Consider the following 1,222-nt stretch of genomic DNA (forward strand, 5'->3'; position numbering starts at 1 on the left):
GACATCCTGAGCACGTTCTGGGCGACGGACGCGGAGCGGCGCTGGGGTTTCCCGACGATGGACGAGGCCGATGCCTCACGGGCGCCGGACGGGACTCGGGGGCGTTACCAGTTCTTCGAGCGGGGGCTGTTCCTGTGGTCACCGGCCACCGGCACGCATGTCGTGCATGGTGCGATCTACGACGCCTTCCACGCGGCGGGTCACGAGAGCGTCCTGGGCTATCCGACCACGGACGAGGTGGACGAGGCAGACGGCGGCAAAGCGCAGCGCTTCCAGAAGGCCACCATCCATTGGCACCCGAACAAGGGCACCTGGATCACCGACAACTGAACAGGAGAGCACCCTTGAGGCTCCTTCACCGCACGGTGCGTCACATGGCGGCTTTGTCACTGGCGACCCTCGCGGCCACCTTCTGCGCCATACCGGCCGCGAGTGCGTCAATCCCCGACGAACCGATCGGGCGGGGCGAAGTGATGGACCGCGCATGGTCGTGGATCGACGAACAGGTGCCGTACAGCCAGACCGGCTGCCACAACAACCAGTTCGGCTGCTACCGCCCGGACTGCTCGGGCTATGTGTCCATGGCCTGGCATTTGAGTAGTTCCCTCACCACCTGGAATCTGTGGAACGTCACGTTCGACATCCCGGCCGACGACTTGCAATCCGGTGACGCCCTGCTGCGGGACTCGGGCGGCATCGACCACGTGGCACTGTTCGTCCGCTGGGCGGACGCGGCCCACACCCAACCGGTTGTCCGCGAGGAGTACGACTTCGGACACGTGGCCGAGGAATTGGTGTGGACCGACGGGCTCCGCGGGTTCTCACCCCGCCGCTACAACGAACTGGACGACCTCGTGCCGTACGGCACCATCGCGGTCAAGTACGACAGCCTGGGCGGTCCGAACAGCGTACTGGGACGGCCGATCCGGGGCGAACGCGATGCCTCGCTGGGCGGGCGCTTCCAGCAGTTCCAGAACGGGATCATCTTGTGGCATCCGGATGTGGCCCACGCGGTCTATGGCGACATCCTGAGCACGTTCTGGGCGACGGACGCGGAGCGGCGCTGGGGTTTCCCGACGATGGACGAGGCCGATGCCTCACGGGCGCCGGACGGGACACGGGGGCGCTACCAGTTCTTCGAGCGGGGGCTGTTCCTGTGGTCACCGGCCACCGGCACGCATGTCGTGCATGGTGCGATCTACGACGCCTTCCACGCGGCGGG

General features: G+C 66.7%; 1 protein-coding gene and 1 pseudogene. Both read left to right on the forward strand.

Annotation, left to right across the window (positions count from 1 at the left end):
* Window positions 1-330: pseudogene (locus ABZ471_RS48775) on the forward strand (hypothetical protein); the annotation flags it as partial.
* A 14-nt stretch (window positions 331-344) separates the two neighbouring features.
* On the forward strand, window positions 345-1,222 hold an 878-nt coding region (locus ABZ471_RS48780; protein WP_359075645.1), incomplete at its 3' end, for a hypothetical protein.

The organism is Streptomyces sp. NPDC005728, from assembly GCF_040630895.1.
GTDB lineage: Bacteria > Actinomycetota > Actinomycetes > Streptomycetales > Streptomycetaceae > Streptomyces.